The sequence below is a fragment of the Pseudomonas sp. CMR5c genome, from assembly GCF_003850545.1.
Classification (GTDB): domain Bacteria; phylum Pseudomonadota; class Gammaproteobacteria; order Pseudomonadales; family Pseudomonadaceae; genus Aquipseudomonas; species Aquipseudomonas piscis.
In genome coordinates this window covers 4360896-4385928 of sequence record NZ_CP027705.1, presented here as the reverse complement: position 1 = coordinate 4385928, position 25033 = coordinate 4360896, and the positions used below count along the sequence as shown (strand labels likewise).

Annotated in this window: 21 protein-coding genes; all 21 read right to left on the bottom strand. The window is 62.6% G+C overall.

Translation table 11 applies throughout. The annotated features are described in order from the left end of the window. Positions 1 to 3: 3 nt before the first annotated feature. The 21 genes from nuoM to C4K40_RS19990 all read right to left on the bottom strand — a co-directional run bounded on the left by nuoM (position 4) and on the right by C4K40_RS19990 (position 24685). A complete protein-coding gene (gene nuoM / locus C4K40_RS20090) occupies positions 4 to 1536 on the bottom strand; it encodes an NADH-quinone oxidoreductase subunit M (protein ID WP_022639655.1) in 1533 nt (510 codons plus the stop codon). Positions 1537 to 1575: 39 nt separating this feature from the next. Beyond that, on the bottom strand, positions 1576 to 3429 hold the full coding sequence (gene nuoL, locus C4K40_RS20085) for an NADH-quinone oxidoreductase subunit L (RefSeq protein ID WP_022639654.1): 1854 nt from the start codon (positions 3427 to 3429) through the stop codon (positions 1576 to 1578). Then, the gene (nuoK, locus tag C4K40_RS20080; RefSeq protein WP_022639653.1) at positions 3426 to 3734 is read right to left on the bottom strand and encodes an NADH-quinone oxidoreductase subunit NuoK; all 309 of its coding nucleotides are present in this window, start codon (positions 3732 to 3734) and stop codon (positions 3426 to 3428) included. The genes nuoL and nuoK overlap by 4 nt, the downstream gene beginning before the upstream one ends. A gap of 4 nt (positions 3735 to 3738) precedes the next feature. Continuing rightward, complete coding sequence (gene nuoJ, locus C4K40_RS20075) at positions 3739 to 4239, bottom strand: NADH-quinone oxidoreductase subunit J (RefSeq protein WP_022639652.1); 501 nt, start codon at positions 4237 to 4239, stop codon at positions 3739 to 3741. 9 nt (positions 4240 to 4248) lie between these two features. Beyond that, on the bottom strand, positions 4249 to 4797 hold the full coding sequence (gene nuoI, locus C4K40_RS20070; protein ID WP_022639651.1) for an NADH-quinone oxidoreductase subunit NuoI: 549 nt from the start codon (positions 4795 to 4797) through the stop codon (positions 4249 to 4251). An 11-nt stretch (positions 4798 to 4808) separates the two neighbouring features. Next, positions 4809 to 5816: an NADH-quinone oxidoreductase subunit NuoH gene (gene nuoH / locus C4K40_RS20065; protein WP_022639650.1), complete on the bottom strand. Its 1008-nt coding sequence runs from the start codon at positions 5814 to 5816 to the stop codon at positions 4809 to 4811. After that, entirely contained in the window at positions 5813 to 8527 is a 2715-nt protein-coding gene (gene nuoG / locus C4K40_RS20060) for an NADH-quinone oxidoreductase subunit NuoG (RefSeq protein WP_053136634.1), read from the bottom strand. The genes nuoH and nuoG overlap by 4 nt, the downstream gene beginning before the upstream one ends. Before the next feature lie 132 nt (positions 8528 to 8659). Next, positions 8660 to 10039, bottom strand: coding sequence for an NADH-quinone oxidoreductase subunit NuoF (nuoF, locus tag C4K40_RS20055; protein WP_022639648.1), 1380 nt, complete (start codon positions 10037 to 10039; stop codon positions 8660 to 8662). Continuing rightward, positions 10036 to 10533 carry an NADH-quinone oxidoreductase subunit NuoE gene (gene nuoE / locus C4K40_RS20050; RefSeq protein WP_053136631.1) on the bottom strand — a complete coding sequence of 166 codons (498 nt, stop codon included), beginning with the start codon at positions 10531 to 10533 and terminating at the stop codon, positions 10036 to 10038. The genes nuoF and nuoE overlap by 4 nt, the downstream gene beginning before the upstream one ends. A 2-nt stretch (positions 10534 to 10535) precedes the next feature. Then, positions 10536 to 12317 (bottom strand): NADH-quinone oxidoreductase subunit C/D, encoded by a 1782-nt coding sequence (nuoC, locus tag C4K40_RS20045; protein WP_031320145.1) that lies wholly within the window; start codon positions 12315 to 12317, stop codon positions 10536 to 10538. A 71-nt stretch (positions 12318 to 12388) separates the two neighbouring features. Further along, positions 12389 to 13063 (bottom strand): NADH-quinone oxidoreductase subunit B family protein, encoded by a 675-nt coding sequence (locus C4K40_RS20040; protein WP_022639646.1) that lies wholly within the window; start codon positions 13061 to 13063, stop codon positions 12389 to 12391. Between the two features lie 10 nt (positions 13064 to 13073). Next, on the bottom strand, positions 13074 to 13487 hold the full coding sequence (locus tag C4K40_RS20035; RefSeq protein ID WP_022639645.1) for an NADH-quinone oxidoreductase subunit A: 414 nt from the start codon (positions 13485 to 13487) through the stop codon (positions 13074 to 13076). A gap of 595 nt (positions 13488 to 14082) precedes the next feature. After that, entirely contained in the window at positions 14083 to 15408 is a 1326-nt protein-coding gene (aceA, locus tag C4K40_RS20030) for an isocitrate lyase (protein ID WP_022639644.1), read from the bottom strand. A 483-nt stretch (positions 15409 to 15891) separates the two neighbouring features. Beyond that, the gene (locus C4K40_RS20025; RefSeq protein WP_053136628.1) at positions 15892 to 16662 is read right to left on the bottom strand and encodes a secretin N-terminal domain-containing protein; all 771 of its coding nucleotides are present in this window, start codon (positions 16660 to 16662) and stop codon (positions 15892 to 15894) included. Positions 16663 to 16830: 168 nt separating this feature from the next. Next, positions 16831 to 17253 (bottom strand): GNAT family N-acetyltransferase, encoded by a 423-nt coding sequence (locus tag C4K40_RS20020; protein WP_022639642.1) that lies wholly within the window; start codon positions 17251 to 17253, stop codon positions 16831 to 16833. Beyond that, positions 17246 to 18415 carry a cupin domain-containing protein gene (locus tag C4K40_RS20015; RefSeq protein ID WP_053136625.1) on the bottom strand — a complete coding sequence of 390 codons (1170 nt, stop codon included), beginning with the start codon at positions 18413 to 18415 and terminating at the stop codon, positions 17246 to 17248. The genes C4K40_RS20020 and C4K40_RS20015 overlap by 8 nt, the downstream gene beginning before the upstream one ends. An 83-nt stretch (positions 18416 to 18498) precedes the next feature. After that, the gene (purB, locus tag C4K40_RS20010; protein ID WP_022639640.1) at positions 18499 to 19869 is read right to left on the bottom strand and encodes an adenylosuccinate lyase; all 1371 of its coding nucleotides are present in this window, start codon (positions 19867 to 19869) and stop codon (positions 18499 to 18501) included. Positions 19870 to 19997: 128 nt separating this feature from the next. Continuing rightward, the gene (hflD, locus tag C4K40_RS20005) at positions 19998 to 20621 is read right to left on the bottom strand and encodes a high frequency lysogenization protein HflD (protein ID WP_022639639.1); all 624 of its coding nucleotides are present in this window, start codon (positions 20619 to 20621) and stop codon (positions 19998 to 20000) included. Beyond that, positions 20618 to 21751 (bottom strand): tRNA 2-thiouridine(34) synthase MnmA, encoded by a 1134-nt coding sequence (gene mnmA / locus C4K40_RS20000; protein WP_031320144.1) that lies wholly within the window; start codon positions 21749 to 21751, stop codon positions 20618 to 20620. The genes hflD and mnmA overlap by 4 nt, the downstream gene beginning before the upstream one ends. Before the next feature lie 71 nt (positions 21752 to 21822). Next, positions 21823 to 22269, bottom strand: coding sequence for an NUDIX hydrolase (locus C4K40_RS19995; RefSeq protein WP_022639637.1), 447 nt, complete (start codon positions 22267 to 22269; stop codon positions 21823 to 21825). Between the two features lie 190 nt (positions 22270 to 22459). Then, the gene (locus C4K40_RS19990; RefSeq protein WP_053136622.1) at positions 22460 to 24685 is read right to left on the bottom strand and encodes an NADP-dependent isocitrate dehydrogenase; all 2226 of its coding nucleotides are present in this window, start codon (positions 24683 to 24685) and stop codon (positions 22460 to 22462) included. Positions 24686 to 25033 lie beyond the last annotated feature (348 nt).

The window sequence follows — 25033 nt, the reverse complement described above, 5'->3', positions numbered from 1 at the left end:
CTCTTACCGGGCCGAAGCGAGTTGAGTGAAGGCGGTGCTGAGCCATTGCTGCACGCCATGCATGGTGGCGGCAGAGGTATCGAGGAACGGTTGCGGGTACACGCCGATGTAGATCAGCAGTACCGCCAGTCCCAGCACCATGATCAGTTCGCGAGCATCCATGCCGTGCAGCACCGCATCCGACTTGGAAGGGCCGAAGTAGGCACGGTGGATCATGATCAGCGAGTAGACCGAGCCGAACACCAGGCCGGAAGTGGCGATCGCGGTGATCCATGGCGCGCTGACGAAGGTACCGATCAGGATCAGGAACTCGCCGACGAAGTTGCCGGTGCCCGGCAGGCCCAGGGAGGCGGCTGCGAAGAACAGGCTGATGGCCGGCAGGTAGGCGATACGCGACCACAGGCCGCCCATTTCACGCATGTCGCGAGTATGGGTGCGCTCGTACAGCTGGCCGCTGAGGATAAACAGCGCGGCTGCCGAAACACCGTGGGCCAGCATCTGGATCACCGCGCCCTGCAGGGCTTGCTGGCTGCCGGAGTAGATGCCGATCAGCACGAAGCCCATGTGGGACACGCTGGAGAAGGCGATCAGGCGCTTGATGTCGGTCTGGGCGAAGGCCAGGAAGGCACCGTAGAAGATGCCGATCAGGCCCAGGGTCATGGCGATCGGTGCGAACTCCGCCGAAGCGTTGGGGAACAACGGCAGGGCGAAGCGCAGCAGGCCATAGGCCGCGGTCTTGAGCAGGATACCGGCCAGGTCCACGGAACCGGCGGTCGGTGCCTGGGCGTGAGCGTCAGGCAGCCAGGAGTGGAACGGCACCACCGGCAGCTTCACCGCGAAGGCGATGAAGAAGCCGAGCATCAGGATGTACTCGGTGGCGGTGGACATCTTGGTCTTCAGCAACTGGGCGTAATCGAAGGTGATCACCCCGGTGTTGTTGAAGTTGACCAGTACCAGGCCCAGGATCGCCACCAACATGATCAGGCCGGAAGCCTGGGTGAAGATGAAGAACTTGGTCGCCGCGTAGATCCGGGTCTTCTTGCCATCGGCCGAGCTATGACCCCAAAGCGCGATGAGGAAGTACATCGGCACCAGCATCATTTCCCAGAAGAAGAAGAACATGAACAGGTCCAGCGCCAGGAACACGCCGACAACGCCGCCCAGGATCCACATCAGGTTCAGGTGGAAGAAGCCCACGTGGCGCTCGATCTCTTTCCAGGAGCAGAGTACCGAGAGGATACCCAGCAAACCGGTCAGCAGGATCATCAACAGCGACAGGCCGTCCAGGGCCAGGTGCACGTTGATGCCGAAGCGCTGGATCCACTGGTGCTTGAACTCGATGGCCCAAGTCGGATCGACGCCAGGCGCCGGAGCAAATGAATAGTTACCGTGGGCCCACAGCCAGAGGCCGAGGGCGAGTTCCAGGGTCATGGTCAACAGCGCAATCCAGCGGGGGAGGGTGGCGCCGAAGCGCTCACCCAGCCAGCACAGCAGGCCGCCGATGAAGGGGATCAGGATTAGCCAAGGCAGAATCATGACGGGCTCAATTCCTTTCGCAAGTTCGCAAGGTTCATATCAGACCGCTACCAGCACGACGGCGCCGATGACCAGCACGGCACCGGCAGCCATCGAGGCGGCGTACCAACGCAGTTGACCGGTTTCGGTACGGCTCAGGGAGTTGTGGCCCCCCTTGGCCATACGCGGGATCAAACCGATGGTCTGATCGAGCGGGTCCTTGCGCAGTACATGGCTGATCGCCAGGTATGGCTTGACGAACAGTTTGTCGTAGATCCAGTCGAAGCCCCAGGCGGCGAACCACCAGGCCGAGAGCAGACGCCCGATGCCGCTGTTGGCGATGGCGGTTACCACGCGACGCTTGCCAAGGAACAACAGGGCGGCCAGCAGGATACCGGCCAGGGCGATGGCGCCCGAGGCGATTTCCAGGCTGTGCTTGGCTTCGCCGCCAGCATGGCCGGCGCTCAGGGGCAGCACGCCGTGCAGGGGCGGAGTGATCATCGCGCCGATACCGGTGGACAGTACGATCAGCACCACCAGCGGCAGCCAGTGGGAAATGCCGTGACCGGCGTGGGCTTCGGTCTTGGCTTCACCGTGGAAGGCGATGAAGATCAGGCGGAAGGTGTACAGCGAGGTCATGAACGCACCCACCAGGCCGGCATACAGCAGGCCCTGGTTGCCGCTGGCGAAGGCTTCCCAGAGGATCTCGTCCTTGGAGTAGAAACCGGCGGTAACCAGGGGCAGGGCCGCCAGGGCCGCGCCACCGACGATGAAGCTGGCGTAGGCCAGGGGCAGTTTCTTCCACAGGCCGCCCATCTTGAAGATGTTCTGCTCGTGGTGGCAGGCCACGATCACCGCACCGGAGGCCAGGAACAGCAGGGCCTTGAAGAAGGCGTGGGTCATCAGGTGGAAGATCGCGCCATCCCAGGCACCCACGCCCAGGGCCAGGAACATGTAGCCGATCTGGCTCATGGTCGAGTAGGCGAGGATGCGCTTGATGTCGGTCTGCACCAGCGCGGCGAAGCCGGCCAGTACCAGGGTCACGCCGCCGACCAGGCCCACCAGGTGCAGGATTTCCGGCGCCAGGGTGAACAGGCCGTGGGTACGGGCGATCAGGTAGACACCCGCGGTCACCATGGTCGCGGCGTGGATCAGTGCCGAAACCGGGGTCGGGCCCGCCATCGCGTCCGCCAACCAGGTCTGCAGCGGCAACTGGGCCGATTTACCGACGGCGCCGCCGAGCAGCATCAGGGTGGCCAGGGTGATCCAGAAGTCACCGGCCTGGAACTTCTGCGGCGCGGCTACCAGCAGCTCCTGGACGTTCAGGGTACCCAGTTGCTGGAACAGGATGAACAGGCCGATGGCCATGAACACGTCGCCGATACGGGTGACGATGAAGGCCTTGAGTGCGGCGTTACCGTTGTTGCGGTTGCTGTAGTAGAAACCGATCAACAGGTACGAGCACAGGCCCACGCCTTCCCAACCGAAGTAGATGAACAGCAGGTTATCGCCGAGGATCAGGAACAGCATGCTGGCGATGAACAGGTTGGTGTAGGAGAAGAACCGCGAGTAGCCGGCTTCGCCACGCATGTACCAGGAGGCGAACAGGTGGATCAGGAAGCCGACGCCGGTCACCACGCCGAGCATGGTCACCGACAGGCCGTCCAGGTACAGGGTGAAGTTCGGCGCGAAGCCGTCCACCGACATCCACTGCCACAGCAGCTGGCTGTACGCGCCGCCTGCGGGCGGGGCGACATTGAACTGCCAGATCACGTAGGCGGCGGTGGCGGCCGAGAGGCCTACCGAGCCGACGCCGATCAGCGCGGACAGGTTCTCCGAGAACCGCCCGCGGGAGAACGACAGCAGCAGGAAGCCGATCAGGGGGAAGACGAAAGTCAGGAAGAGAAGGTTCATCCGCGCATCTCACTGGCAGCATCGATGTCGAGAGTGTGGAAGCGGCGATACAGCTGTAGCAGGATCGCCAGGCCAATACTGGCCTCGGCGGCTGCCAGGCTGATCACCAGGATGAACATCACTTGTCCATCCGGCTGCGCCCAGCGGGCGCCAGCGACGATGAAGGCCAGTGCTGAGGCGTTCATCATCACTTCCAGGCTCATCAACACGAAGAGGATGTTACGGCGGACCATCAGGCCGACCAGACCGAGGCAGAACAGGATGCCGGCAACCGCCAGCCCATGCTCGAGAGGGATAGTAGGCATCGTATTACTCCTTCGCCTCGTTGCGGCCCAAGTGGAACGCCGTGACGGCTGCGGCGAGCAGCAGCATCGAGGCGAGTTCGACCACCAGCAGGTAAGGACCGAACAGGCTGATGCCCACGGCCTTGGCGTCTACGGTGGTTTGACCGATGCCGGCACCGCTCTGGTGGCTGAACAGTACGTACAGCAGTTCGACCAGCAGCAGGGCAGCGAGGATCACCGGCCCGATCCAGATGCCCGGCTTGAGCCAGATACGCTCTTGCTGGACGGCAGCCGGGCCGAGGTTGAGCATCATCACCACGAATACGAACAGCACCATGATGGCGCCGGCGTAGGCGATCACTTCCAGGGCTCCGGCGAACGGCGCGCCGAGGCTGAAGAAGGTCATCGCCACGGCGATCAGCGAAATGATCAGGTAGAGCAGGGCGTGCACAGGGTTGGTATTGGTCACCACACGAAGCGTGGAGACCACCGCAACACCTGACGCGAAATAGAAAGCGAATTCCATCGTTCTTCCTTAAGGCAGCAAGCTCTTCACGTTGATCGGCTCGGCTTCGTTCTGCGCGGTGCCTTTGGGCTTACCGGCAATGGCCATACCTGCAACACGATAGAAGTTGTAATCAGGGTTCTTTCCGGGACCGGAGATCAGCAGATCTTCTTTCTCGTAAACCAGGTCCTGACGTTTGAACTCGGCCATCTCGAAATCCGGTGTCAGCTGGATCGCGGTGGTCGGACAGGCTTCCTCGCAGAGACCACAGAAAATGCAGCGCGAGAAGTTGATGCGGAAGAAGTCCGGGTACCAGCGACCGTCTTCGGTTTCAGCTTTTTGCAGCGAGATGCAGCCCACCGGGCAGGCCACCGCGCACAGGTTGCAGGCTACGCAGCGCTCTTCGCCGTCGGGATCGCGGGTCAGTACGATGCGACCACGGTAGCGGGGTGGCAGGTACACCGGCTCTTCCGGGTATTGCAGGGTGTCGCGCTTGCGAAAGCCATGGCCGAAGACCATGACCAGGCTGCGCAACTGGGTACCAGTACCCTTCACGATGTCGCCAATATATTTGAACATGGGTCAAATCCTCACTGGGCCGCAACGGCTGGCGCGTTGTAGAGCACGAGCGCAGCGGTCACCAGCAAATTGATCAGGGTCAGCGGCAGGCAGAACTTCCAGCTGAAGTCCATCACCTGGTCATAGCGTGGGCGCGGGATCGAGGCGCGCAGCAGGATGAACAGCATGATGAAGAACGCGGTTTTCAAAGCGAACCAGACGAAGGACAGTTGCGGCAGGATGCCGAACGGACCGTGCCAGCCACCGAAGAACAGGGTGACCAGCAGTGCCGAGATCAAGATGATGCCGATGTATTCGCCAACGAAGAACATGCCCCACTTCATGCCGGCATATTCAATGTGGTAACCGTCGGCCAGTTCCTGTTCCGCTTCGGGCTGGTCGAAGGGGTGACGGTGAGTCACGGCCACGCCTGCGATGAAGAAGGTACAGAAGCCGAAGAACTGCGGAATGATGAACCACAGGTTCTGCGCCTGGTACTCGACGATGTCGCGCATGTTGAACGAACCGACCTGGGCCACGATGCCCATCAGCGCCAGGCCCATGAACACTTCGTAGGACACGGTCTGGGCCGAGGCACGCAAGCTGCCCAGCAGGGCGAACTTGTTGTTGCTCGACCAGCCGGCGAACAGCACCGCGTAGACCGAAAGGCCGGCCATGGCGAAGAAGAACAGCAGGCCGATGTTCAGGTCCGCGACACCCCAGGTCGGGGTGATCGGGATGATCGCGAAGGCGATCAACAGGGCGCTCATGGCCACCACCGGTGCCAGGGTGAAGATCACCTTGTCGGCGAACGGCGGGGTCCAGTCTTCCTTGAAGAACATCTTCAGCATGTCGGCGGCGATCTGGAACATGCCGAACGGGCCAACGCGATTCGGACCGTAGCGGTCCTGCCACCAGCCCAGCAGGCGACGTTCGACGAAGCTCAGCAACGCACCGGCGATCACCACCGCCAGCAGGATGACGATCGCCTTGACGACCGTGAGGATCACGTCGATCACTTCAGGGGTAAACCAACTCATTGCGCCGCCTCCTGCAGACCGTCAACGGAAAAGCCAGCGAACGCCGGAGGAATTCCGGCCAGGCCGACTGGCAGGGCTACCAGGCCGGCACCCAGCTCTTCGTTGATCCGCAGCGGCAGGCGCAGGGTCTGGCCAGCCAGGCTCACCGCGAGCATGGCGCCATCGTTGACGCCCAGGCGGTCGGCCTCGGACTTGGCCAGGGCCACGTAGGCGGCTGGAATGCGTTCCTGTACCGGAGCGGCCTTCGAGGAGTTCTCCTCGCTGCCGAACAGGTGGTAGAACGGCACGGCCTGCCAGGTGCCCTGGGCCGGGGAGAAGGCCTTCGGTGCGCTGGCGAACCAGCTTAGGCGATCGCCCTGGCTTTCGATCAGGCGGGTACCCGGGTCACCGGCGCGCAGGTGGCCGCCGACTTCGTCCTGGAACTTGTTCCAGGCTTGCGGCGAGTTCCAGCCCGGCGACCAGGCGAATGGCACTTGCGAGCGAGGCTCGGCGGAGCCCGAGTAACCTTCCATGGAGTAGGCGAAGGCGGTATCCGGGTCTTGCGGAGTGCGCGGTTCGTGCACGCTCTGGTTGGCGCGCATGGCGGTCCGGCCGCTGTAGCGCAGGGGTTCGCGCGCCAGCTTCATGCCCTTGATGCGGAACGCAGCGGACGGCGCGGCATCGACGATGCTGGCCAGTTGCGTGTTGCTCGCGGCGCAGGCAGCGGTCACCTGGTCCAGCTGGGTCCAGTCCACCGGTTTGTTCAGCAGGGTGCTACGCAGGGCGTGCAGCCAGCGCCAGCCTTCGTGGACCATGATGCTGGCGTCCAGGTAGGTCGGGTCGAAGACCTGGAAGAAGCGCTGGGCGCGACCTTCCTGGCTGACCAGGGTGCCATCGCCTTCGGCGAAGCTCGCCGCGGACAGCACCAGGTGCGCGCGTTCCACGGTAGCGGTCTGCTGGTGGTCGGCCACGATCACCACCTTGGCGGCGCTCAGTGCGGCATCCACCTTGGCCGCGTCGGTGCGGGTGTACAGGTCGTTTTCCAGGACCACGATGGCGTCGGCACGGCCGTCGATCACCGCTTGCAGGGCCGCGTCCACCGATTCGCCACCGAGCATGGCCAGGCCGAGGCTGTTGGCCTCTGGCACCACCAGGCTGATGGAGCCGGCCTTGTCACGCAGCTTCAGGGCCTTGGCGATGTTGGCCGCGGCCTCGATCAGTGCCTTGGAACCCAGGGAGGTACCGGACACGATCAGCGGGCGCTTGGCTGCCAACAGGGCATCGGCGATGCGCTGGGCCAGTTCCTGGGCTTCGCGGTCCAGGCCTTCCACCGCCGGCGCGCTGGCGTCGATGGCGTGGGCCACGGCGAAACCGATGCGGGCCAGGTCGTCGGGAGCGGCGTGTACACACTCTTCGGCGACGTCGTCGAGGCGGGTTGCAGCCAGGCTGGCGATGAACAGCGGGTTCAGCGCGTGCTGGCCGATGTTCTTCACCGCAGCGTCGAGCCATGGCTGGACGCGCATGGCGTCGGCCATTTCCTCGGCCTTGCCCTTGACCGACTGGCGCAGGGCCAGGGCCATGCGGGCGGCGGTCTGGGTCAGGTCCTCGCCGAGGACGAACACCGCGTCGTGGTCTTCCACTTCACGCAGGTTGGGAATTGGTAGCGGGCTGTCCTTGAGCACTTGCATCGCCAGGCGGATGCGCTCCAGCTCGCTGGCTTCGATGCCGGAATAGAAGTGCTCGGCGCCGACCAGTTCCAGCAACGCATAGTTGCTTTCCAGGCTGGCGCGTGGCGAGCCGATGCCAACGATGTTGCGTCCGCGCAGCAGGTCGGCAGCCTGGTCCAGGGCCTGGTCCAGGTTCAGCTTGGTGCCGTCGGCCAGGCGTGGCTGGCGAGGACGGTCCTTGCGATTGACGTAGCCATAACCGAAGCGGCCACGGTCGCAGAGGAAGTACTGGTTGACCGAACCGTTGAAGCGGTTCTCGATGCGTCGCAGTTCACCGTAGCGCTCTCCGGGGCTGATGTTGCAGCCGCTGGAGCAGCCATGGCAGATGCTCGGCGAGAACTGCATGTCCCACTTGCGGTTGTAGCGCTCGGAGTGGGTCTTGTCGGTGAACACACCGGTCGGGCAGACCTCGGTGAGGTTGCCGGAGAATTCGCTTTCCAGCACGCCATCTTCGACGCGACCGAAGTACACGTTGTCGTGGGCGCCGTAGACACCCAGGTCGGTGCCGCCAGCGTAGTCCTTGTAGTAGCGCACGCAGCGATAGCAGGCGATGCAGCGGTTCATCTCGTGGGCGATGAACGGGCCGAGCTCCTGGTTCTGGTGGGTACGCTTGGTGAAACGGTAGCGGCGCTCGTTGTGGCCGGTCATTACCGTCATGTCCTGCAGGTGGCAGTGACCGCCTTCCTCGCACACCGGGCAGTCGTGCGGGTGGTTGGTCATCAGCCATTCGACGACGCTGGCGCGAAACGCCTTGGATTCCTCGTCTTCGATGGAGATCCAGGTGCCGTCGGAGGCAGGGGTCATGCAGGACATGACGATACGACCGCGGGTGTCGTTCTCGTCGGTGTACTGCTTGACCGCACACTGCCGGCAGGCGCCGACGCTACCGAGCGCCGGGTGCCAGCAGAAATAGGGGATGTCGAGGCCGAGTGACAGACAAGCCTGTAGCAGGTTGTCCGCACCGTTGACTTCGAGCGCTTTGCCGTCTACGTGGATAGTGGCCATGGTTCAAAGTTCTTCGTTGGCCCGCGTGAGCGGGCGTGGCTAATGGAAATCGGTGGGCCTGCGGCCCGCACCGAACGAGTCGGGCGGGCCACGAGGCCGGCGGATGGCACGGACCATCCGCGATTCATCTTGTTATGCGCCGACCACGATCGGCCCGGCCTGGATTGGCTTGGCCAGGTTCGGGCGCAGGGCGTCGCCAGCACTTGCTGGAGCGACACCGGCCTCGAACTCGGACCGGAAATACTTGATGGCACTGCCCAATGGCTCGACGGCACCCGGTGCGTGTGCACAGAAGGTACGGCCTGGGCCGAGGAAGTTGACCAGACCCAGCAGGGTCTCGATGTCTTCGGCGCGGCCCTGGCCTTTTTCCAGGGCGCGCAGCATCTTCACGCTCCATGGCAGACCGTCGCGGCATGGGGTGCACCAGCCGCACGACTCACGGGCGAAGAACTCTTCCATGTTGCGCAGCAGGGACACCATGTTGACGCTGTCGTCCACCGCCATGGCCAGGCCGGTACCCATACGGGTGCCGACCTTGGCAATGCCGCCGGCGTACATCTGCGCGTCGAGGTGCTCGGGCAGCAGGAAGCCGGTACCGGCGCCGCCTGGCTGCCAGCACTTGAGCTTGAAGCCATCGCGCATGCCGCCGGCGTAGTCTTCGAACAGCTCGCGGGCGGTGACGCCGAATGGCAGTTCCCACAGGCCCGGGTTCTTCACCTTGCCGGAGAAGCCCATCAGCTTGGTGCCGTGGTCTTCGCTGCCTTCACGGGCCAGCGACTTGTACCAGTCGTTGCCGTTGGCGACGATGGCCGGCACGTTGCACAGGGTCTCGACGTTGTTCACGCACGTCGGCTTGCCCCACACGCCGACGGCGGCAGGGAAGGGCGGCTTGGAGCGCGGGTTGGCGCGACGGCCTTCCAGGGAGTTGATCAGCGCGGTTTCTTCACCGCAGATGTAGCGACCGGCACCGGTGTGCACGAACAGCTCGAAGTCGAAGCCGCTGCCGAGGATGTTCTTGCCCAGAAGGCCTGCGGCCTTGGCTTCCTCGATGGCACGGTTCAGGTGCTTGGCCGCGGTGGTGTACTCGCCACGCAGGAAGATGTAGCCGCGGTAGGCCTTCAGCGCGCGGGCGCTGATCAGCATGCCTTCGACCAGCAGATGGGGCTGTTGCTCCATCAGCATGCGGTCCTTCCAGGTGTTGGGTTCCATTTCGTCCGCGTTGCACAGCAGGTAGCGGATGTTCATGGATTCGTCTTTGGGCATCAGGCCCCACTTCACGCCGGTGGGGAAGCCTGCGCCACCACGGCCCTTGAGGCCAGAGTCCTTGACGGCCTGGACGATATCGTCCTGGGACATCTGCGCCAGCGCCTTGCGGGCTGCGGCATAGCCGTTCTTGGACTCGTACTCGGCCAGCCAGACCGGTTCGCCGTCGTCACGCAGGCGCCAGGTCAGCGGGTGGGTTTCGGCGGTGCGCGCGATGCGGTTGGCCGGGCCGAAGGAAGTAATGGTCATACGTAACCCTCCAGCAGCTTGGAGACGCCGGCAGGTTGCACGTCGCCAAAGGTATCGTCGTCGATCATCAGTGCCGGGGCCTTGTCGCAGTTGCCCAGGCAGCACACTGGCAGCAGGGTGAAGCGACCGTCGGCGGTGGTCTGGCCGAGGCCGATGCCCAGCTCGCTCTGGATCTGGCTGACCACCGACTCATGGCCGCTGATGTAGCAGACCATGCTGTCGCATACGCGAATGATGTGGCGGCCCACTGGCTGGCGGAAGATCTGGCTGTAGAAGGTAGCCACACCCTCGACGTCGCTGGCGGGGATGCCCAGCACTTCGCCGATGGCATAGATGGCGCCGTCCGGCACCCAGCCACGTTCCTTCTGGACGATCTTCAAGGCTTCGATGGACGCCGCGCGCGGGTCCTCGTAGTGATGCATCTCGTGCTCGATGGCCGAGCGCTCGGTTTCGCTCAGGGCGAAACGGTCTGTCTGGATAAGCGTGCTGTTCATGCTTAGCGGTCCACGTCGGCCATAACGAAGTCGATACTACCCAGGTACGCGATCAAGTCCGCGACCATGCTGCCGCGGATCACCGAAGGGATCTGCTGCAGGTGCGCGTAGCTCGGAGTACGGATCCGGGTGCGGTAGCTCATGGTGCCGCCATCGCTCGTCAGGTAATAACTGTTGATGCCCTTGGTCGCTTCGATCATCTGGAAGGATTCGTTGGCCGGCATCACCGGGCCCCACGAAACTTGCAGGAAGTGCGTGATCAAGGTCTCGATGTGCTGCAGGGTGCGCTCTTTGGGTGGCGGCGTGGTCAGCGGGTGGTCCGCCTTGTACGGGCCTTCCGGCATGTTGCGCATGCACTGGTCGATGATGCGGATACTCTGGCGCATCTCTTCGACACGGACCATGCAGCGATCGTAGGCATCGCCGTTGTGGGCCAGCGGGACTTCGAACTCGAAGTTCTCGTAACCCGAGTACGGACGGGCCTTGCGCAGGTCGAAGTCGCAACCGGTGGAACGCAGGCCGGCACCGGTGGTGCCCCACTCCAGGGCTTCCTTGGTGTTGTAGGCGGCGACACCGATGGTCCGACCCTTGAGGATGCTGTTCTGCAGGGCGGCCTTGGTGTATTCGTCGAGACGCTTGGGCAACCAGTCGACGAACTCCTTGACCAGCTTGTCCCAGCCGCGCGGCAGGTCGTGGGCCACGCCGCCGATGCGATACCAGGCCGGATGCAGGCGGAAGCCGGTGATGGCCTCGATGACCTTGTAGGCGCGCTGGCGGTCGGTGAAGGTGAAGAACACCGGGGTCATGGCGCCCACGTCCTGGATGTAGGTACCCAGGAACAGCAGGTGGCTGGTGATCCGGAAGAACTCGGCCAGCATGATGCGGATGGTGTCGACCTTCTCCGGCACCTTGATGCCAGCCAGCTTCTCGACCGAGAGCACGTACGGCAGGTTGTTCATCACCCCACCGAGGTAGTCGATGCGGTCGGTGTAGGGGATGAAGCTGTGCCAGGACTGGCGCTCGGCCATTTTCTCGGCGCCACGGTGGTGGTAGCCGATGTCCGGTACGCAGTCGACGATCTCTTCGCCGTCCAGCTGCAGGATGATGCGGAAGGCACCGTGGGCCGAAGGGTGGTTCGGGCCCAGGTTGAGGAACATGTAGTCCTCGTTGGCTCCGGAGCGTTTCATGCCCCAGTCTTCAGGGCGGAAGCGGGCTGCTTCTTCTTCCAGCTGCTGTTTGGCCAGGTTCAGGCTGAACGGGTCGAATTCGGTGGCACGGGCCGGGAAGTCCTTGCGCAACGGGTGACCTTCCCAGGTCGGCGGCATCATGATCCGCGAGAGGTGAGGGTGGCCGGCGAAATCGATGCCGAACATGTCCCAGACTTCGCGCTCGTACCAGTTGGCGTTGGGCCAGATACTGGTCACGGATGGCAGGTTCAGGTCGCCCTCGGACAGGGCTACCTTGATCATCACGTCGCTGTTTCGCTCGATCGACAGCAGATGGTAGAACACGCTGAAGTCGGCACTTGGCAGGCCCTGGCGCTTGGTGCGCAGGCGCTCGTCCACACCGTGCAGGTCATAGAGCATGACGTACGGCTTGGGCAGGTTGCGCAGGAAGGTCAGGACTTCGACGAGCTTGGAACGCTCGACCCACAGCACCGGCATGCCGGTGCGGGTGGCCTGGGCGGTGAACGCCTCGGGGCCAAAACGGTTATTGAGTTCGACGACCACATCCTGGTCGTCAGCCTTATAAGGCGGGATGTACAGAGCACTGCCTGTAGTCATGGTTTTTTATCGCTTTCGGTCAACGTAAAGAGTGAAGCCAGTTTCGTTTCTTGGTTAAGAACAGATCTGGATCAGACTTCGTCAGGGCTGCGCAGGTTGGTGACCTGAATACGCTGTTCGCGGCGCTGTTCCTTCTGCGACGGCATTTCAGCGCGATATACGCCTTGGTCGCCGACGACCCAGGAAAGTGGGCGACGCTCCTGGCCAATGGATTCTTGCAAGAGCATCAAGCCCTGCAGGAATGCCTCGGGACGGGGCGGGCAGCCAGGTACGTAGACGTCCACGGGCAGGAACTTGTCCACTCCCTGAACTACAGAGTAGATGTCGTACATGCCACCGGAGTTGGCGCACGAACCCATGGAGATGACCCACTTGGGTTCGAGCATTTGCTCGTAGAGACGCTGGATGATCGGTGCCATCTTGATGAAGCAGGTACCGGCAATGACCATGAAGTCCGCCTGGCGTGGCGATGCCCGGATAACCTCGGCGCCGAAGCGCGCGATGTCATGGGGCGCCGTGAAGGCGGTGGTCATTTCCACGTAGCAGCAGGAGAGACCGAAGTTGTACGGCCACAGGGAGTTCTTGCGACCCCAGTTGACCGCGCCACTCAGCACGTCTTCCAGCTTGCCCATGAAGATGTTTTTGTGGACCTGATCCTCTAACGGATCGGCGACGGTTTCCCGCTGGCCGATTGGATACTGGTCGTTAGGAGCATCGGGGTCGATCCTGGTGAGATTGTATTGCATTGCCAAAGCCTCATTGTTTTAGCTTCGCCTGCCGCTTACGACGACCTTCCGGAGCCCAATCAAGAGCCCCCACCCGCCAAAGGTAGACAAGACCTGCCAACAGAATTGCTATGAAAACGAGAGCTTCGACGAATCCGGTCCAGCCGCTTTCGCGGACGGACACAGACCAGGCAAAGAGAAATAGGGCTTCGATATCGAAGATCACGAAGAGCATCGCGACCAGATAGAATTTGGCTGAGAGCCGCAAGCGGGCGCCACCTGTAGGTAGCATGCCGGACTCGAACGGTTCGTTTTTACTGCGGCCCCAGGCTTTTGACCCGAGGAGGCTGGAGAGGCCGAGCATGAAGGCGCATAGGCCGACAACACCCAGAAGGAAAATGGCAAAGCCCCAGTTGTGGGCCATGAGTCCTGTCGCTTCGGGCATGCTGGTAATCCTTAACAGAGAGCAAGAGTCTCTGAGCTTGATAAAGAAACAAAGCAGTGACGATATGTCGCAGTGCAATCAATCGCGCTGATTTTATGGCTAAACACCGGGCAAGTAAAATTTCTGAAGCGAAATTGTTTATCGTAATAAGGACATAGCTCGCCTTCGTAGCCCCGCAAGCCGCGGCCTGCGGGCATTAGCGGGAGTTTCGTTAATTATCTTTTGTTGTGGCTGTAACGAAAGTCGCAATATCTAAATGATAATCAATATTGTTTGGGCGCTGGTTTAAACTGCTTTCCTCGAGGGGGTAGGAAAGTTGTTTGTTATATCCCTGTTACTGCAAGTAGCAGGGCCGCACCTTTTAGCCTGTTTCGCTGCAGTGGATACCGTCCTGGGTCAATGTTTTGCCAGTTTTTGTACGTTGGCTGCGTTGTGATTCGGGAGGTGAGGCAAGGGGGTGATACCGGCCGTATCGCCCTGGCCGCTTCAGGGTGGTAAAAAAAACGCCCCGAACCAGTCGGGGCGTCAGATTTACAGCAATGCAGTTGTTCTTACCGGGTCTGCATTGGCCGCTCGATCGGGGCGTGATGCCGGATCAGTGGAACTGCTCTTCTTCGGTGGAGCCGGTCAGGGCGGTTACCGAGGACTTGCCGCCCTGGATCACGGTGGTCATGTCGTCGAAGTAGCCGGTGCCCACTTCCTGCTGGTGCGCCACGAAGGTGTAGCCTTTGGAGGCGTCGGCGAATTCCTGCTCTTGCAGCTTCACGTAGGCGGTCATGTCGTTGCGGGCGTAGTCGTGCGCCAGGTTGAACATGCCGTGCCACATGTTGTGGATGCCGGCCAGGGTGATGAACTGGTGCTTGTAGCCCATTGCCGACAGCTCGCGCTGGAACTTGGCGATGGTGGCGTCGTCCAGGTTCTTCTTCCAGTTGAAGGAAGGCGAGCAGTTGTACGACAGGATCTGGTCCGGGTATTCCTTCTTGATCGCTTCAGCGAAACGACGGGCTTCGTCCAGGTCCGGCTTGGCGGTTTCGCACCAGATCAGGTCGGCGTATGGCGCGTAGGCCAGGCCGCGGGCGATCGCCTGGTCGAGGCCGGCGCGTACTTTGTAGAAACCTTCCTGGGTGCGCTCGCCGACCACGAATGGCTGGTCGTATGGGTCGCAGTCGCTGGTCAGCAGGTCGGCGGCGTTGGCGTCGGTACGGGCCAGGATGATGGTCGGTACGCCGGCAACGTCGGCTGCCAGGCGGGCAGCGGTCAGCTTCTGTACGGCTTCCTGGGTTGGAACCAGTACCTTGCCGCCCATGTGGCCGCACTTCTTCACGGAAGCGAGCTGGTCTTCGAAGTGAACGCCGGCAGCGCCTGCCTCGATCATGTTCTTCATCAGCTCGTAGGCGTTCAGTACGCCACCGAAACCGGCTTCGGCGTCAGCCACGATCGGTGCGAAGTAGTCGACGTAGCCTTCGTCGCCTGGGTTCTTGCCGGCTTTCCACTGGATCTGGTCGGCACGACGGAACGAGTTGTTGATGCGCTTGACCACGGTTGGAACCGAATCCACCGGGTACAGCGACTGGTCTGGGTACATGGACTCGGCCGAGTTGTTGTCGGCAGCCACTTGCCAGCCGGACAGGTAGATGGCCTGGATGCCAGCCTTGACCTGTTGCACGGCCTGGCCGCCGGTCAGGGCGCCCATGCAGTTGACGAAATCTTTTTCAGGGCGGAAGGATGGGTGGGCGCCCTTGGTCACCAGGTTCCACAGTTTTTCCGCGCCCATGCGGGCCAGGGTGTGCTCTGGCTGGACGGAACCACGCAGGCGAACGACATCGGCGGCGGTGTAGGTACGGGTCACGCCTTTCCAGCGCGGGTTTTCGGCCCAGTCTTTTTCGAGGGCTGCAATTTGCTGTTCGCGTGTCAGTGCCATGGAGATAAACCTCGTCGCATAGGTCTTGGTGGAAAATTCCTGCTCCGCCGATTACGCAGGTCCTGAAAAAGTGCGTAGAAGGCTGTTCGCTGACCAGGGGCTGGATACTCAAGTCGGTCTGGCGCGATGGCGACGGGTGAACGATGGGCTCGAGGGGAAGTGAGCAGGTGGAGGCCAGCTGCAGGGTGCGTCCGGGCGTCGTGGGCCTTTATGCGATCCTTCAGTGTGTTGCCGATCTACCTAATTACGCTTCCGTCCCTCGGGACAACTTCGTTCCAGTCGCAATCTCGTCAAACGCGCCTTGTGGGCGGTACAGACACGAATCGGCTCAGGTGGGTGGGTTAGAGCAGCGATCCGAAGGCCCTTGCCAGGGCCCCTGATTAGCGGGAGCGAGGCCATCATGCCCGCGGTTTTTTGGCTCGTCAAATGTTTTGTAGTGCTTTTTTTGATGCACTACATCTTTGGTCTAATACGACTAATCAGTCAGTTTTCGGTGCCTTGGTCCAAGGTGTCGACCTTGACCCGCAAGGTCATGTCATCCCGGCCCTGGGTCGAGTAGCTGCGGCCCAGGCCCTGTTTGTCGGCCTGGGTCTGGCGATTGACGCCAGCCAGGGTGATCCACTCGCCCAGCCGTCCGCTGACCGTTGTGTCGGTACTTTGCACGTTCACTACATCGGGACGTTCCTGGCTCATGCGGTCACGGTTGGTGCTGATGCTCAGGTGCACGGTCTCGCCGGTGACGCTTGCTGTCACGTAGAAGCCTTGGGTGACGTTGCGATACTGGGTCTGGTTCTGCAGGCGGCCGTAGGAGTCCGTCTGGGTGGTGGTCAGGGGTATGCTCTGGCCGACCTGGATCAGTGCCGGCACGCCTTCGCTGGCCTGGACCTGCTGGATGCCGCCGTCACGGCTTTCGGTGCTGCGGTTGATGATGCGAGCCTGCGGCGCACCGGCGACCGTGTAGCCCTGGTTGCCCTGGAAGTTGTTCTCGTTGGTGTCGACGGTGATCAGCAGGCGCCTGGCCGGGGTGTCGAGCTGGGCGATGAAGGCGCGCAGCTCGGCGATGCGGCCCGGCTCGGCGTTGACGATCAACTGGTTGCCGTACGCGCTGACCTTGCCGTCCTTGCCGAGGAAGTTCTGTGCCACCGGCAGCAGGTCGGCGCTGGTGCGGTTGTTCAGGGGCACGATTTCGCTGGCGGCGAAGACCGAACAGCTGAAGGTCAGCAGCAGTGTCGTGAGCAGGGTGCGTAGGGACATATCCGTTATCTCCGCGAATAGCTGGCGTAAGGCCTTGAGTTTGACACTTTGTCGGCCCGGGGTGGGGCAAGTTGAATCCTGGACGGCAAAACGCCCCGCCATCCTGGTCCTGGCCTCGAGGCGCAGGGGGTGGCGGGGCGTCTGTTGCACGCTGGGGTGAGTGGGCTGTCAGGCGCCACGCACCATGTCGACGTGGGGGATGCCCGCTTCGAGGAATTCCTCGCTGACGATGGAGAAGCCCAGGCGCTCGTAGAACGGCGTGGCCTGGACCTGGGCGCTGAGCATCTGCTGCTTGAGGCCGCGTTTCTCGGCTTCATCGATGACGGCGCGCATCAGCGCGTCGCCGACTTTCAGGCCGCGCCAGTCCTTGAGTACCGAGACCCGGCCGACGTGGCCGTCGGGCAGCAGGCGCGCGGTGCCGATGGCGAAGTCGCCCTCGAAAGCCAGGAAGTGCACGGCGCCGTTATCGTCGGAATCCCACTCCAGCTCGGGTGGGACCGATTGTTCGGCAATGAATACCGCTTCACGAATGCGCCGGATCTCGGCGTTATCCTTTTGCCAGTCTGCGACACGTACGTGAATCTTATTCATCGGCAAATCCCAGGCTCCCTTGCTTGACCAGTTCGCACAGCAGGCCGCGCCCGTCGTCATCCGCCAGCCAGGGGCCGAGGTTGTCGATGTGCAGCGCATCGGCGGCGCAAATCATTTTCAACAGTTCGCGCAGTTTACCGGGAAGCAACCGGCTTTGGCCGCTGGCAAACAGTAACAAGTCTTCATCCACCTCGGACCAGGCCAGGCGTGCGCTCGGGTTGCGAATCAACACCGCGCCCTGTTCCAGGCTGTCCAGCAGTTCGTCTTCTTCCATCGCTTCCGGGCCTGCCACCAGCTCCGGATAGCGCGGCTCGGTCATGAACTGGCCGAACCAGGTCAGCAGCAGGCGCTCATCGCCCATGTGTTCGGCCAGCAGGCCCTTGAGGCGGTCGAGGGCATCGTGCTGGATCTGGTGCGGATCGGCGACCGGTTGTGCGTCAGCGTCGGTATAGCGCTCTTCGTCTGGCAGGAACTGGCTGAGGAAGTCGGTGAAGTGGGTCAGCACTTCGGCGGCGCTCGGTGCGCGGAAGCCTACCGAGTAGGTCATGCAGTCGTTGACCGCGATGCCGTAGTGGGCCAGGCGTGGCGGCAGGTACAGCATGTCTCCGGGTTCCAGGACCCAGCTTTCGGTTTCTTCGAATTCGGCGAGGATGCGCAGGTCCGCGTGCTGCAGCAGCGGGCTTTCAGCGTCGCACATCTGGCCGATCTTCCAGTTGCGCTTGCCGTGGCCCTGCAGCAGGAACACGTCGTAGTTGTCGAAGTGCGGGCCGACGTTACCGCCAGGGGCGGCGAAGCTGATCATCACGTCGTCGATACGCCAGCTGGGCAGGAAGCGGAAATGTTCCAGCAGCTCGGCGACTTCCGGCACGAACTGATCCACCGCCTGTACCAGCAGGGTCCAGTCGCGCTCGGGCAGCTTGCTGAACTCGTCCTCGGCGAAGGGGCCGCGACGCAGCTCCCAGGGGCGCTCGCCGTTTTCGATTACCAGGCGCGACTCGACTTCTTCTTCCAGGGCCAGGCCGGCCAGTTCGTCGGCATCGATCGGGCTTTGGAAGTCAGGCATGGCCTGGCGCACCAGCAGCGGTTTCTTCTGCCAGTAGTCACGCAGGAATTCCCGCGCGGTGAGGCCGCCCAGAAGTTGCAGAGGAGTATCAGGATTCATGTGTAACCTATTGAAAAAATGTATTTTTCTAGCAGGAATAAAAACGCCCGGCGCGGCCGGGCGTCAGAAGGTCAGGCCGCGCGTCAGATGCGTTTTGCCTGGGCCGCGGCGTTGCCGATGTAGCTGGCCGGGGTGAGCTGCTTCAGCTCGGCCTTGGCGGCCGCTGGCATGTCCAGCCCGTCGATGAAAGTCTGCAGCGCTTCTGGGCTGATGCCCTTGCCGCGTGTCAGTTCCTTGAGTTTTTCGTACGGGTTTTCGATGTTGTAGCGACGCATCACGGTCTGGATCGGCTCGGCCAGTACTTCCCAGCAGGCGTCCAGGTCGTCGGCGATCTTCTGGGCGTTGAGCTCCAGCTTGCCGATTCCCTTGAGGCTGGCTTCGTAGGCGATCACGCTGTGGGCGAAGCCGACGCCCAGATTGCGCAGCACGGTGGAGTCGGTCAGGTCGCGCTGCCAGCGGGAAATCGGCAGTTTGCTGGCCAGGTGCTGGAACAATGCGTTGGCGATGCCCAGATTGCCTTCGGAGTTCTCGAAGTCGATCGGGTTGACCTTGTGCGGCATGGTCGAGGAGCCGATTTCGCCGGCAATGGTCTTCTGCTTGAAGTAGCCCAGGGAAATGTAGCCCCAGATATCCCGGTCGAAGTCGATCAGGATGGTGTTGAAGCGGGCGATGGCGTCGAACAGCTCGGCGATGTAGTCATGCGGCTCGATCTGCGTGGTGTAGGGGTTGAAGGCCAGGCCCAGCTCATCTTCGATGAAGGCGCGGGCGTTGGCTTCCCAGTCGATGTCCGAGTAGGCCGACAGGTGGGCGTTGTAGTTGCCCACGGCGCCGTTGATCTTGCCCAGCAGCGGTACGGCGGCAACCTGGGCGATCTGGCGCTCCAGGCGGTACACCACGTTGGCCAGCTCCTTGCCCAGAGTGGTCGGGGAGGCTGGCTGGCCGTGGGTGCGCGAGAGCATCGGCACGTCGGCGAAGCGGTGGGCCAGTTCGCGGATCGACTCGGCGATCTGGCGCATCAGTGGCAGCAGCACGCTGTCGCGGCCTTCGCGCAGCATCAGGGCGTGGGACAGGTTGTTGATGTCCTCGCTGGTGCAGGCGAAGTGGATGAATTCGCTGACCTTGGCCAGCTCAGGGAGCTTGGCGGCTTGCTCCTTGAGCAGGTATTCGATGGCCTTGACGTCGTGGTTGGTGGTGCGCTCGATTTCCTTGACGCGCTCGGCGTGCTCGAGGGCGAAGTCGTCGGCCAGGCTGTTGAGCAGGGCGTTGGCGTCGGCGGAGAAGGCCGGCACTTCAGCGATTTGCGGGTGGGCGGCCAGGCGCTGGAGCCAGCGCACCTCGACCAGGGCGCGGAAACGGATCAGGCCGTATTCGCTGAAAATGGGCCGCAGGGCCTGGGTTTTGCCGGCGTAGCGGCCGTCAACAGGGGAAACCGCAGTGAGCGAAGAGAGCTGCATGGGGTGTTCTCGGACAGTCGGGCAACGAAATGGGGCGCGTATCATACATGAAAATATCCGCCGGTCCGTTGCCAACTGACCAGCGTCTTACGCGCAGCTCTTGAAAAAAGCGCTTGGGCGAGCGCAGCTCAGTGGCTGCGCATCAGGGGGTAGAGTTCTTTGAGCAGTTTGCGCCGGCTCAGTACCAGCTGCCAGCGATGGCCGCCCAGCTGCCGCCACAGGCGTGCCGAGCGGATACCGGCCAGGAGCAGGGCGCGGATCTTCGAGGCGTTGCTCGGCTGCTGCAGGTTGCGCATGTCGCCATGGACCTGGATGCGCTGGCGCAGGGTGCTCAGGGTGTCCTGGTACAGCCCGCCGCAAGCGGCGATCACGTTTTCATGGGCTGGGCCGAAGTGCTCCACCTGGGACTGGATCTGCGGCAGGCGCTTGCCGATGGTATCGAGCATGTCGCCACGCTTGGCCAACTGGCGTTCCAGGCCGAGCATCGACAGGGCGTAGCGCAACGGCTCGCGTTGCAGCGAGCTGGGGTCGCGCTCCAGGGCGCCGATCAGGGCTCGGTAGCCTTCACGCAGGTTCAGATCGTCGCCGCCATAGACTTCCAGGGTGTCCTTGGGGTCGCGGATCAGCAGGCTGCCGAGCATGCAGCTCAGGGCGGCTTCGCTGACTTGGCCGGTCTTGGCGATCCGGTCCACCAGTACCGCGGCCAGGAACACCCCGCCCAGTGCCGTCAATTGCTCCTGGATCGGGCTCATGGGCGCTGGTCCTTGCTGGTCCAGGGCTCGGCGACTTCGATGACGCCGCCTCCGAGGCAGATTTCACCGTCATAGAACACCACGGACTGGCCGGGGGTCACGGCGCGTTGCGGGTCGTCGAAGGTCGCGCGGTAGCCGTTGGCGGTCTTTTCCAGGGTGCAGGGCTGGTCGCCCTGGCGGTAGCGTACCTTGGCGGTCAGGCGCCGAGGCTGGCTGAGATCGACGGGGTTGACCCAATAGATCTCCGAGGCCAGCAGGGCACGAGAGAACAGCCAGGGGTGGTCATTGCCCTGGCCGACGATCAGCTCGTTGTGCTCCAGGTCCTTGACCAGCACGTACCACGGCTCGTCGCCAGCGTCCTTCAGGCCACCGATGCCCAGGCCCTGGCGCTGGCCGATGGTGTGGTACATCAGGCCGTGATGGCGGCCGATGACTTCGCCCTCGGTGGTCCTAATCTCGCCGGGCTGGGCCGGCAGGTACTGCTTGAGGAAGTCGCTGAAGCGTCGTTCACCGATGAAGCAGATGCCGGTGGAGTCCTTTTTCTTGGCGGTGGCCAGGTCATGTTTCTCGGCAATGGCGCGTACTTCGGGTTTTTCCAGTTCGCCCACCGGGAACAGGGTCTTGGCGATCTGCTCGCCGCCCACTGCATGCAGGAAGTAGCTCTGGTCCTTGTTCGGGTCCAGGCCCTTGAGCAATTCGGTGCGGCCGTCGATATCACGGCGACGCACATAGTGGCCGGTGGCGATCAGGTCGGCGCCGAGCATCATGGCGTAGTCCAGGAACGCCTTGAACTTGATCTCCCGGTTGCACAGGATGTCCGGGTTCGGCGTGCGGCCAGCCTTGTACTCCTCCAGGAAGTGCTCGAACACGTTGTCCCAGTACTCGGCGGCGAAGTTGGCGGTGTGCAGCTTGATGCCCAGCTTGTCGCAGACGGCCTGGGCGTCGGCCAGGTCGTCCATGGCGGTGCAGTATTCGGTTCCGTCGTCTTCCTCCCAGTTCTTCATGAACAGGCCTTCCACCTGGTAACCCTGCTCCATCAGCAGGAGGGCGGAAACGGAAGAATCCACGCCGCCGGACATGCCGACAATGACGCGCTTCTTTTGGGTGTCAGAAGGGGCTGGATCACGCATAGGAATTCAACGGGTGTCTGGAAAAAGGACGGGATTCTAACAGGCTGACGCCTGCAAGGGGGAAACTGCGATCAAAGCGACGGACGGATCAGTGCCAGGCTGTGGGGCTGGCCAGCCAGGTAATCGTCCAGGCACTGCAGGACCAGCTCGCTGCGCCACTGGGGGCGCTGCTCCAGCAATTGCTCGCGGGTCAGCCAGCGTGGGCCGATGATGCCGTGGTCCAGTGGGTAGTCGGGATGGTGGCGCAGCGGCCTGGCGGCGAAGCACACGCGCTGGTAGGTCACGCCGTTGCTGGGGGCGGTGTAGAGGTAGATGCCCACTACGCCGGTCAATTCCACGTCCCAACCGGTTTCTTCAAGGGTTTCGCGCACGGCTGCCTGCAGCAGGCTTTCATTCGCGTCGAGGTGTCCGGCGGGCTGGTTGAGCACGGCCTGTTCGCCCTGGAACTCCTCGACGAACAGGAAGCGTCCCTGGTCCTCGACGATAGTGGCGACGGTGATGTGAGGTTGCCATTCCATAGGTAGGGCCCTGTCTTGAGTGGGGCGATCATCATAAAACGAACACCCGTGCCTGTAGGAGCGAAGCTTGCTCGCGATGAAGGTCGGGCGCTTCGCCTGGCCCATCGCGGCCCCTTGTCGCAAGCAAGGGGTTGTACAGAAAACACAAACCCCGGCACGGGGGCCGGGGTTTGCGTTACAGCGGTATGGCTTAAGCCAGCGCAGCGATAGCCGCGTTGAGGGTGGCGCTCGGGCGCATGGCCTTGCTCACCAGCTCAGGGTTGGCTGCGTAGTAGCCGCCGATGTCCACTGGCTTGCCTTGTACGCTATTGAGCTCGGCGACGATGGTCGCTTCGTTCTCGGTCAGGGCCTTGGCCAGAGGAGCGAACTGCGCTTGCAGTGCTGCGTCCTCGGTCTGGGCTGCCAGGGCCTGGGCCCAGTACAGCGCCAGGTAGAAGTGGCTGCCGCGGTTGTCGATGTTGCCGACTTTGCGCGATGGCGACTTGTTGTTGTCCAGGAACTGGCCGGTGGCCTGGTCCAGGGTCTTGGCCAGGACCAGGGCCTTGGCGTTGTCGTAGGTGTTGCCCAGGTGTTCCAGGGAGGCGGCCAGGGCCAGGAACTCACCCAGGGAGTCCCAGCGCAGGAAGTTCTCTTCCAGCAGCTGTTGCACGTGCTTCGGAGCGGAACCGCCGGCACCGGTCTCGAACAGGCCGCCACCGTTCATCAGCGGCACGATCGACAGCATCTTGGCGCTGGTGCCCAGTTCCATGATCGGGAACAGGTCGGTCAGGTAGTCGCGCAGTACGTTACCGGTCACCGAGATGGTGTCCTTGCCGTCGCGGGTGCGGGCCAGGGTGAACTTCATGGCTTCGACCGGCGACATGATGCGGATGTCCAGGTCGCTGGTGTCGTGGTCCTTCAGGTAGGCCTGGACCTTTTCGATCATCACGCCGTCGTGGGCGCGCATCGGGTCGAGCCAGAAGATCGCCGGGGTGCTGCTGGCACGGGCGCGGTTGACGGCCAGCTTGACCCAGTCCTGGATCGGCGCGTCCTTGGTCTGGCACATGCGGAAGATATCGCCGGCCTCGACTTTCTGTTCCAGCAGCAGGTTGCCCTTGCTGTCGGTAACGCGTACCACCCCGTCGGCCTTGATCTGGAAGGTCTTGTCGTGGGAGCCGTACTCTTCGGCTTTTTTCGCCATCAGGCCAACGTTCGGCACGCTGCCCATGGTGGTCGGATCGAAGGCGCCATTGGCTTTGCAGTCTTCAATCACGGCCTGGTAGATGGTGGCGTAGCAGCGATCCGGAATCACCGCCTTGGTGTCGTGCAGCTGGCCATCGGTGCCCCACATCTTGCCGGAGTCGCGGATCATGGCCGGCATCGAGGCGTCGACGATCACGTCGCTCGGTACGTGCAGGTTGGTGATGCCCTTGTCGGAGTTGACCATGGCCAGGGCAGGGCGAGCGGCGTAGACGGCCTGGATGTCAGCCTCGATCGCAGCTTGCTGCTCGGCTGGCAGGGCCTTGATGCGGGCGTACAGGTCGCCGATGCCGTTGTTCAGGTTGAAGCCGATTTCCTGCAGCACTTGGGCGTGCTTGGCCAGGGCGTCCTGGTAGAACTCGGCAACGATCTGACCGAACATGATCGGGTCGGAGACCTTCATCATGGTGGCTTTCAGGTGGACCGACAGCAGTACGCCCTTTGCCTTGGCGTCTTCGATTTCGGCGGCGATGAAGGCGCGCAGGGCCTTCTTGCTCATTACGGCGCAGTCGAGGATCTCACCGGCTTGTACGCTGGTCTTTTCCTTCAGGACGGTGGCGGTGCCGTCCTGGGCGATCAACTCGATCTTGACGCTGTCTGCGGCTTCGATCAGTGCGGCCTTCTCGCTGCCGTAGAAGTCGCCGTTGCTCATGTGGGCCACGTGGGACTTGGAGTCCTGGGCCCAGCTGCCCATCTTGTGCGGGTGCTTGCGTGCGTAGTTCTTGACCGACAGCGGAGCGCGGCGGTCGGAGTTGCCTTCACGCAGGACCGGGTTCACGGCGCTGCCCTTGACCTTGTCGTAACGGGCCTTGGCGTCTTTCTCGGCGTCGGTGGTGGCGTTTTCCGGGTAGTCCGGCAGGGCGTAGCCCTGGGCTTGGAGCTCTTTGATCGCGGCCTGCAGCTGCGGTACCGAGGCGCTGATGTTCGGCAGCTTGATGATGTTGGCTTGCGGGGTGACCGCCAGCTCGCCCAGTTCGGCGAGGTGGTCCGGCACGGCTTTGCTGCCCAACTGCTCGGGGAAGCTGGCGAGGATGCGTCCGGCCAGGGAGATGTCGCGGGTTTCCACGGCGATATCAGCCGAAGCGGTGAAGGCTTCTACGATAGGCAGCAGGGAATAGGTGGCGAGGGCGGGTGCTTCGTCGGTGAAGGTGTAGATGATCTTCGAGCGGGTGGGCATATTCGGATTAACTCTCTTCTTTGCTAAAGCGTGCGCAGAAACTCGAGGTGCGCCGGGTAAAGCGCTTTCGTTCAAAGGTCATCCATGAGCCGAATGTCGAGGTTTCTTCGCGGTGATGTTGGGTGCATCAGTCGAGCGTCAAGCGGGTGGGTTGCGGTAACAACCCGGCTTCGTGCGGCCAGTCTCGGCTAGTCTTTTTCCGGTTGCAGAGCGTTCGGCCGTCGTGACTCTGTGGTCAGCGGCGGCATTATACATAGGTGGCTAGCAAAACGCCGGTGCTTCATATGCATGGTCGCTCGTCCATTGGTCTAAAGGTCGCAGGCAAGGTGGCGGCGTAGAGTCGTCGCC